9 protein-coding genes and 2 pseudogenes are annotated in these 7,400 nt (G+C 47.0%); 10 read left to right on the forward strand and 1 reads right to left on the reverse strand.

Annotated features, from left to right (window positions below; translation table 11 throughout):
* Positions 1 to 603: 603 nt before the first annotated feature.
* Positions 604 to 915, reverse strand: coding sequence for a YlcI/YnfO family protein (locus tag Xvie_RS21780; RefSeq protein ID WP_086110710.1), 312 nt, complete (start codon positions 913 to 915; stop codon positions 604 to 606).
* Positions 916 to 1,105: 190 nt separating this feature from the next.
* On the opposite strand from Xvie_RS21780, the gene Xvie_RS21785 reads away from it, so the two are divergent.
* From Xvie_RS21785 to Xvie_RS19090, 10 genes and pseudogenes are all read left to right on the forward strand, one after another.
* Positions 1,106 to 1,294, forward strand: coding sequence for a hypothetical protein (locus Xvie_RS21785; RefSeq protein ID WP_086110711.1), 189 nt, complete (start codon positions 1,106 to 1,108; stop codon positions 1,292 to 1,294).
* Complete coding sequence (locus tag Xvie_RS19055; RefSeq protein ID WP_086110712.1) at positions 1,291 to 1,539, forward strand: hypothetical protein; 249 nt, start codon at positions 1,291 to 1,293, stop codon at positions 1,537 to 1,539. Before Xvie_RS21785 ends, Xvie_RS19055 begins: the two co-directional genes overlap by 4 nt.
* Positions 1,532 to 1,702: a DUF4222 domain-containing protein gene (locus Xvie_RS19060; protein ID WP_086110713.1), complete on the forward strand. Its 171-nt coding sequence runs from the start codon at positions 1,532 to 1,534 to the stop codon at positions 1,700 to 1,702. Before Xvie_RS19055 ends, Xvie_RS19060 begins: the two co-directional genes overlap by 8 nt.
* 2 nt (positions 1,703 to 1,704) lie before the next feature.
* Positions 1,705 to 2,010 carry a hypothetical protein gene (locus Xvie_RS19065; RefSeq protein ID WP_086110714.1) on the forward strand — a complete coding sequence of 102 codons (306 nt, stop codon included), beginning with the start codon at positions 1,705 to 1,707 and terminating at the stop codon, positions 2,008 to 2,010.
* A pseudogene (locus tag Xvie_RS19070) lies at positions 2,004 to 2,705 on the forward strand (primase-helicase zinc-binding domain-containing protein); the annotation flags it as partial. The gene Xvie_RS19065 and the pseudogene Xvie_RS19070, both read left to right, overlap by 7 nt.
* A 153-nt stretch (positions 2,706 to 2,858) precedes the next feature.
* Positions 2,859 to 4,862 (forward strand): annotated as a pseudogene (locus Xvie_RS19075) (TOPRIM and DUF927 domain-containing protein); the annotation flags it as partial.
* Between the two features lie 181 nt (positions 4,863 to 5,043).
* On the forward strand, positions 5,044 to 5,196 hold the full coding sequence (locus tag Xvie_RS21790) for a hypothetical protein (RefSeq protein WP_167376323.1): 153 nt from the start codon (positions 5,044 to 5,046) through the stop codon (positions 5,194 to 5,196).
* Positions 5,189 to 5,587 carry an antiterminator Q family protein gene (locus Xvie_RS19080; RefSeq protein WP_086110716.1) on the forward strand — a complete coding sequence of 133 codons (399 nt, stop codon included), beginning with the start codon at positions 5,189 to 5,191 and terminating at the stop codon, positions 5,585 to 5,587. The genes Xvie_RS21790 and Xvie_RS19080 overlap by 8 nt, the downstream gene beginning before the upstream one ends.
* A 715-nt stretch (positions 5,588 to 6,302) precedes the next feature.
* Positions 6,303 to 6,458 (forward strand): hypothetical protein, encoded by a 156-nt coding sequence (locus tag Xvie_RS21795; RefSeq protein ID WP_167376325.1) that lies wholly within the window; start codon positions 6,303 to 6,305, stop codon positions 6,456 to 6,458.
* A 282-nt stretch (positions 6,459 to 6,740) separates the two neighbouring features.
* Entirely contained in the window at positions 6,741 to 7,397 is a 657-nt protein-coding gene (locus Xvie_RS19090; RefSeq protein WP_086110718.1) for a DNA adenine methylase, read from the forward strand.
* The last annotated feature ends 3 nt before the right edge of the window (positions 7,398 to 7,400 follow it).

Here is a 7,400-nt window from a genome sequence, read left to right on the forward strand (position 1 = left end):
ACTCTCTGTTCCCCCAAAACGGGGGAATCAAAGACCAAATATTGAACAATTAACCTCAAGTCGGGGAAAAATTAACTATAGGAATTCCTTTAGTTTAAGGAGTCCTATTGCCGTGGTCCTCACTTTGGCTTGTCACTCAGCGAAACTTTTCGCTCAGTTCCAATCGGAGAAATATTTCGCTGATGGGTATGCGAATATTTTCGGACACCTCAATAACCCGTTGAAAAACATTCAGACGCCATATTTGGCGTCTGGTCATACTTTAGGGTACCCGATTATTTCGGGTCAGTTACCTAACCCATTGAAATGTAGTCAAGCTGCATATTTGCAGTCTGGTCATAATTTGAGCATTAGTAATACTGACTCACAAACTTTGCGATCGTCATTTAGTCAGGCACAAAAAGAAAAGGATAGCACGGCGAATGCTACCCTTTGGCGTAAAGCACATTTGCTTTACAGGTTGAATCAATTAGTTATCCGTAATCCAAATCTGGTTTACGAGGAATTACAACAGCTTAAGAGCTTACCATCTTTAAGAGGGGGAGTGAACCACGTCAATAATCTTGCCTTGGTTAACCACCGGACTTATTGTCGGTCGGTTAGTTATTGCTCAGATGATGCTTTGGATTTGCGTTGCTGGAGCTCTTCCTGCGCAACACTGATAAGTAATCTTATTTCTTCATTGGCTTTTGTACCGATTTCTTCGATACGAGCAAGGGCATCAAGGGATGAGAGTAGTGGATCTTTACAGTTGCTCTCACTTTGGCGGCGAGCTATTTCTCCACGCATCGCAGTAATAATAAACCCAGCATTGCTTTCATTGCCTTGTTTTACTGCTCCCATTTCCTCTATTACATCATGCGGTACACGAACGGTAGTTAACTGTGACTTTGCATTTTTGTTTGGTGTTGGCATTAATGAAACTCCTTACAATTGGTGTGTTACATTATACACAAAAAAGAAATACAAAAAAGCCTTGACGTGTATTTCATATAAATGTAATTTGAAACACACCTTGAGGGTTCAAGGTATACAAACAGCGAAGCCCAGTAGTGCGCGAACACTAACCGGGCCTCTAACCAAAAACGTAAAGGAGTCTTACGCTATGGATACACCACAGCATAACCAAACTCGCCTTAAATTTACATTCCTAATTGCATCGGGTACTCAACGGCTGGTGGATATTCACCCCGTGCGCCTTATCACTGTTCTGGCGGACTGTGAAGGTGAAGCTCGTTTACTGGCAGGCAAATCTAATCTGGTATTTGTTTCCCGTCAGGGGGTGTCCGCATGAGCCAGCCTATCACTATTCATCAAGCCGCTGAAAAGGCGCAGCAACTCGAATTTATTAATCAGCTTATTGAGTCATACCCTCATCAAATACAGGGCAGTGAAATATCCGTTATGTCTTCACTGATGGCGAAGCTATCCGGCGATATTGCTGTATTTCTGATTGAAGTAATCGCAGGTGAGGAAGCTATTGATAACACTTCCCACTGTAGCGATATGCCTACCGTTCAGGGGGCGAATCATGCGTAACCCCGGACCCCATGACTATTACACCCATAAGAACGGGGAAACCGTACAGGTACTGTCAGTGGCCTTTAATCGCGTGACCTTTGTCCGTGATGGTTATCAAAGCCCGATCATCATGCCCTTAAGCCGTTTCACTAAAGAATACACCTACGCAGGGAGAGCCTGATTATGTCTGATATCTATAACCACTTGGTAAAAAATAACTTTAGCGCTATGGACACTGAGGAACTGAAAGATCTGCGTAAGCATTCCGATGGCGCGCACAGTGCAGTGATGGCAGCGATGTCCGCAATGGGGGAACTGGCTTTCTGGTCAACCGACAATGAAAACTATGACAATCGTCAGGCAAGGGAAGATTTACGCCGTATCGGTGAAGCATTGATGTATTTGCCGAGGATCGCCGAAGCGCTGAACGATACGGAACAAAATGCTCAGTTTGAAATCCATCACCGCGAGGGATTTCCGAAATGGTAAGTCATATTGATATTCGTTCGGTGAAAGCAGCGGCACAAAATCAATGGCAAGGTTTGTTGTCTGCCTGTGGGGTGGATGTTCCAGCAAAGGGTAAGCATGGCGCTTGCCCCATTTGCGGCGGTAATGATCGCTTTCACTTTATAGACGACCACGGGGACGGCAACTGGCATTGTCGCCAGTGTGAACACCCGAACCACGGAGACGGTTTTGATTTACTCTCGAAAGCTAAAGGTATCACGGTAATTGAAGCGGCTAAGGTGGCTGCTGATGCGCTGTTGCTTCCCTTGTCTGAACCCCAGCCTACCAGAAAGGAGGTTCTGAAATCAGAGGCTCAACCGATAACTGAGAAAGTGAACAAGCTGGTGGCTCAATCCACTGCCGGGCAATCTGATTATCTGACGAAAAAGGGGCTGCAATGCCCCGATCAGCGGTTACTGAAAGACGGCTCTTTGTTGCTGGTCACTCAGACGCTGGACGGCACAATCACCGGTGCTCAAATCATCAAGCCGAACAGTGATAAGCGTCTTGTCTCTGGTACGCAGAAAAAGGGGAGTTTTATCCCCTTATCGGCAATCACCGGAACGCCGGACACGATCATCATTGCTGAGGGGTATGCAACCGCCTTAACGGTGAGCCAATTGTGTGAGGGCTTGGTACTGGCTGCGATTGATGAAGGCAATTTAACGACTGTGGCTAATACTACAGCCGTATTTGTTTTTCTCAATCGGAAATATGCCCGTAGAACAGCTTGAAATGATACGGTTTCTCAGTTTATTGATTATCAGATAACACGTTAATTTTGGGATGATTACGGCTGTAGTACTAAACAGGTCAGGGAACGGTGGCCTACAGCAAAAATCATCCTTGCCGCCGACAATGACTGGCACGAACCCGGAGAACTGGACGATAAAGGCAAGCCCAAGAAGAGCGTGGGCAAGATTGCAGCGGAGAAGACCGCTAAGGCTATTGACGGGTGGATCGCATTACCGCCAACAGAATATAAGGCCGACTGGGACGATTATCGCCAGCAGCACGGTACCGAGGCAGCCAGGCAGGCATTCAGTAACGGGTTATATCAGGTGGGAGAGAAAAAGTCAGCGTCAGAGTCTGTTGTGATGAATTGGGATGAACACCGTGAGAAAGTGCGCGATCCGCTGATCCCGTTTATTGACGTTCGCCCCCAGGGCATTTTTTACGTGACACCGAAATTAGACAAGGAAACCGGCGAAATCATTAAACCTGAACAATGGCTGTGTTCCCCGCTGGAAGTTATCGGCACGGGCATTGATGAAAATGATGAGCAATACCTGATTACCCGCTGGCAGGCGAAAGGCAGTAAAGACCCCGTCATCAAAGCGATTGCGTCAGCCGATATTGGTGAGCGCGAAGGCTGGCGATTGCTGAAAGCGGGCGGGGTGCAGGTGACCACAAAAAGCAATCTCAGGGCGATTTTAGCTGACTGGCTGATCCGAAGTCACACCCAAGAAATCTGGAGCATCACGGCAAAATCTGGCTGGCATAAAGGGGCTTATATTATGCCGGATGGCTCGGTGATTGGTGTGCCTGAGCAGCCTGTTTTATTTAACGGGGGCAGCGCTGCGGCCCATGCCTACACCGTATCAGGGACAACGGAAAGCTGGCGTGAGCATGTGGCGCGGCTGGCTAACCATAACCCGTTTATGATGCTGGGGGTGGCGACGGCTCTAGCGGCACCGATGATAGGCATTGTGGGGGCGGATGGGTTTGGTGTGCATCTGTATGCCCAATCGACCGCCGGGAAAACCACAACCGCCGATATCGCCACCAGTCTGTACGGCAAGGCGGATGATCAACGGTTAACGTGGTATGGCACGGCGCTGGGGATAGCCAACGAAGCGCTGGCCCACAATGACGGGCTGCTGTCACTGGATGAGGTAGGCCAGGGCGCGAACCCTAAACATGTCCATACCTCAGCCTATACCCTGTTTAACGGCAAGGGGAAAATACAGGGGGCAAAAGAAGGCGGTAACCGTCCTTTGGCCAGCTGGCGAACCGTGGCAATCAGTACCGGTGAAAAAGACATTCCTACGTTCTTAATGGAGGCCGGGATAAAAGTGAATGCCGGACAATTGGTCCGGTTGCTGAATATTCCGATGGAAAGATCTCACACCCTGCACGGCTTGGAAAATGGCAAGGCACACGCCGACGCCTTAAAGCGGGGCTGTCGTGAACACCACGGCGCCGCAGGGCGGGCGTGGATTGAATACCTGACAACCCATCAAGGAGCAGCAAAACAGGCTTATATCGATGCGCAATCACGGTGGAGCAAGCTGATACCGGAAAGTTACGGTGAACAGGTCCAAAGGGTCAGCGATCGCTTTGCGGTGCTGGAAGCCGCTTTAATACTGGGGCGGACAGTGACCGGCTGGAAAACGCAGGATTGCCGCGATGTGTTGCAATATATCTTTAATGTTTGGGTGGCGGAGTTTGGGACCGGCAATAAAGAATTTGAACAGATTGTCGAGCAGGCCGTTTCATTTCTTAACGCCCATGGCATGAGCCGCTATGCCCCTCTGCCCTATGATGAGCGGGACTTACCGATTCGGGATTTGGCCGGGTATCGGGAAAAGAAAGGCCTTCATGATAATGATCCGATGATTTTCTATACCTTACCCGCCACTTTTAAGCAGGAGATCGCCCGGGGTTTTAACGTAGATATGTTCGCAGACACGTTAGTGAAAAGCGACATCCTCAAAAAGCCGGCCAGTGGAAGGAGCTATCAGGGCAAGACACCCCGTCTTAAGCATCTGGGGGGCATTCAGCAACGGGCTTACATCATGGTGTTAGTGCCTGAATCAGACGAAGAAGTCTGATCTTCTCATGTGAGGGCTAAAACCTGTTGTCTCAGTTGTCTCGGTTGTCTCATTTTTATTAACTGTATGAATTTTAATTATTTTAGTTTTTAAATTGAGACAACATGAGACAACAAACCGGGGTTTTGAGACAACATCAAACGGGTAAAAATTTTCTTTTTGGCAGGCCATTGGAGGCATTATGAGAAAATTACGTAAATTATACCGTCAGAAAATCAATGGCTTTACGGGCATACTGTTGGAACTTCGCACCTTGTCCGAAGAACGGTTCCATGATCGTGAGCTGACCGACAGGATTATCCTGAATCTGGTGGGGGAGTGTGTGAATGCGTGATATGCGGATAATACTCAATCAGTGGGGCGCATGGGCCAGTGAGGGGAACAGTGACGTTGACTGGTCGCCCATTGCGGCAGGATTTAAAGGTCTGGTTCCCAGTACCCGAAAGACCCGCGCCCAATGTTGTGATGATGATGGATTCGCTATCGATGCGGCGGTTCTGCGGTTGAAGAAGCATAATCCTTATTCGTACCAACTGATCGTACTGCATTATATTAAAGCACTGCCATTGAGAGCAATGGGCACAAAGCTAGGTATTTCTCATAACGAAGTTGCAAAACGGTTACAGGCGGCAGAGGGATTTATTGACGGTGTACTAGCGGTATCCGGGGTAACTTTGGAGCGGGATAAATGCGGACAAAAAGAAATCATCAATCAGGTTGCGTAATTACAAAAGACAGTATATTGTGATAAGAGTGATAGCAATGTCACACAGCTTATTAATTTCATACCTCGCTCCGGCGGGGTTTTTTATTGGTATTAAGTAAATGCACCTCAATTATCTGAGGTGCCAGTTGAGTTATCTTGTTTTTTTGTATGCGAAAATAGAATAAAAAATGATAAATATTCCGCAGATGATAAGAGCCGAGCCTAACCCAGCATTACCAAAATTCTCATAGAACGGATAAATAATTCTAGGGATTCGTGTGACTTCTTTTTCATCTGTAAAATATGTTACGCCATAAATAATCGACGCCACCCCTAAAACAAATGCAATTAATAGCCTTACTTTGATATTCAATTTTTTACCTTTCATTATTAACAAGTTAGCTTTCTTTATACCTGAAAACCGGCGAATTACTATATCCGGCATGATGATTATAATATTATGAATGTTGCAGTTAAAGAGCCTCGCACTCGCGGGGCTTTTTCGTTTCTACCCGTAGTCAACTTAGAGTTTACAACTCAACTCGATCATGGTCGGGCAGAACCTAACATCACTGTTAAATCAATATGTTATATTGTTTTTTGGGTGACTTGGTCAACACTTCGATCGGGGTTAGAGAACACCCCTATATGCCAGATGAATCAATAGGTTAATCTGATTTTCAGCGAAAAAGAGATCACCCTCATGAAAGACGAATTCGAATGGTGTGATGAGTATGAACACTTCTAAATATCCAGCTCGTGCTGATGCGGCAAGAGCCATGCCGTATTCAGAGAGAGAACCAAAAAAGCTGTCGAAAAAAGAACGGGAAGAGCGGGTGAGGAAATTTAATGCTGCTCTTCTGAGCGGTAAATATTTCTCACTACTGTAACTCCAGCTCCTCTTCGAGAGGCATTAAGACCTGTTTAAGGTGCGTCCACTCAGGCTACCGTCTGGATGGCGGTATTGTTGAAAGCCCATGTTCCCCGTTCTCAGACCATAGTTACTATCTGGCTAATGGCTGGCATGGCATGTATCCAAGGCTGCTTAATGCGGCCTTTTTTTATTTTGCAATCCTAACTATTTGATATTCATTCGATACCGGAATTCCGGTAACGGTACCTATTTATTGTCTGACTGCACCAACAAAGAGGGAGGCGGAGCAGTGAAATACATGGGAAGTAAATCCCGTATCGCAAAATATGTTGCGCCATTTGCAGGCGGCATGAATATGGTGAGTCATATCAATACCAAACACAATGGCCCCATTATTGCTGCCGACAGCCACGAATATTTGATTGAAATGTGGAGAGCGTTGTTATCTGGCTGGCAACCTCCGGGGCAAATATCGCGAGAGCAGTACTACGCGGTAAAGAACAACCAGAATGAAATCCCACATCTAACAGGCTGGGTGGGGTTTAACTGTAGTTACGCGGGTAAGTGGTTCGATGGGTACGTGGGAGTCGGGCGGGTCAAATCCGGGCGCGTTCGTGATTACCAATTGGAGGCTATCAACAATATTCAACGACAGATAGGTGATCTGGATGGGGTGCAATTGTTGTGCACTGATTATAAAGAACTGAACATACCGGATGGTGCAGTCGTCTACTGCGACCCGCCCTATGCGAACACCCGGCAATACCGTGATGCATTTAATACGGCTGAGTTCTGGTATTGGGTGCGTGAATTATCGAACCGCTGCACGGTGTTTGTTAGTGAATACACCGCGCCGGGGGATTTTGATTGCATCTGGTCGCGTGAAATTACTAGCGGTATTTCTGGAACAAAAACGACCTCAATTGAATCACTATTTGTGATGAAGCCTGAGTAACGG

Origin of the sequence: Xenorhabdus vietnamensis, assembly GCF_002127535.1 — a bacterium.
GTDB classification, from domain to species: Bacteria; Pseudomonadota; Gammaproteobacteria; order Enterobacterales; family Enterobacteriaceae; genus Xenorhabdus; species Xenorhabdus vietnamensis.

Excerpts from the sequence above, each read along its gene's own strand:
- Xvie_RS21780 (WP_086110710.1), bottom strand. The coding sequence starts at position 915 with ATGCCAACACCAAACAAAAATGCAAAGTCACAGTTAACTACCGTTCGT.
- Xvie_RS21785 (WP_086110711.1), top strand. The coding sequence starts at position 1,106 with ATGGATACACCACAGCATAACCAAACTCGCCTTAAATTTACATTCCTA.
- Xvie_RS19055 (WP_086110712.1), top strand. The coding sequence starts at position 1,291 with ATGAGCCAGCCTATCACTATTCATCAAGCCGCTGAAAAGGCGCAGCAA.
- Xvie_RS19060 (WP_086110713.1), top strand. The coding sequence starts at position 1,532 with ATGCGTAACCCCGGACCCCATGACTATTACACCCATAAGAACGGGGAA.
- Xvie_RS19065 (WP_086110714.1), top strand. The coding sequence starts at position 1,705 with ATGTCTGATATCTATAACCACTTGGTAAAAAATAACTTTAGCGCTATG.
- Xvie_RS21790 (WP_167376323.1), top strand. The coding sequence starts at position 5,044 with ATGAGAAAATTACGTAAATTATACCGTCAGAAAATCAATGGCTTTACG.
- Xvie_RS19080 (WP_086110716.1), top strand. The coding sequence starts at position 5,189 with ATGCGTGATATGCGGATAATACTCAATCAGTGGGGCGCATGGGCCAGT.
- Xvie_RS21795 (WP_167376325.1), top strand. The coding sequence starts at position 6,303 with ATGAACACTTCTAAATATCCAGCTCGTGCTGATGCGGCAAGAGCCATG.
- Xvie_RS19090 (WP_086110718.1), top strand. The coding sequence starts at position 6,741 with ATGGGAAGTAAATCCCGTATCGCAAAATATGTTGCGCCATTTGCAGGC.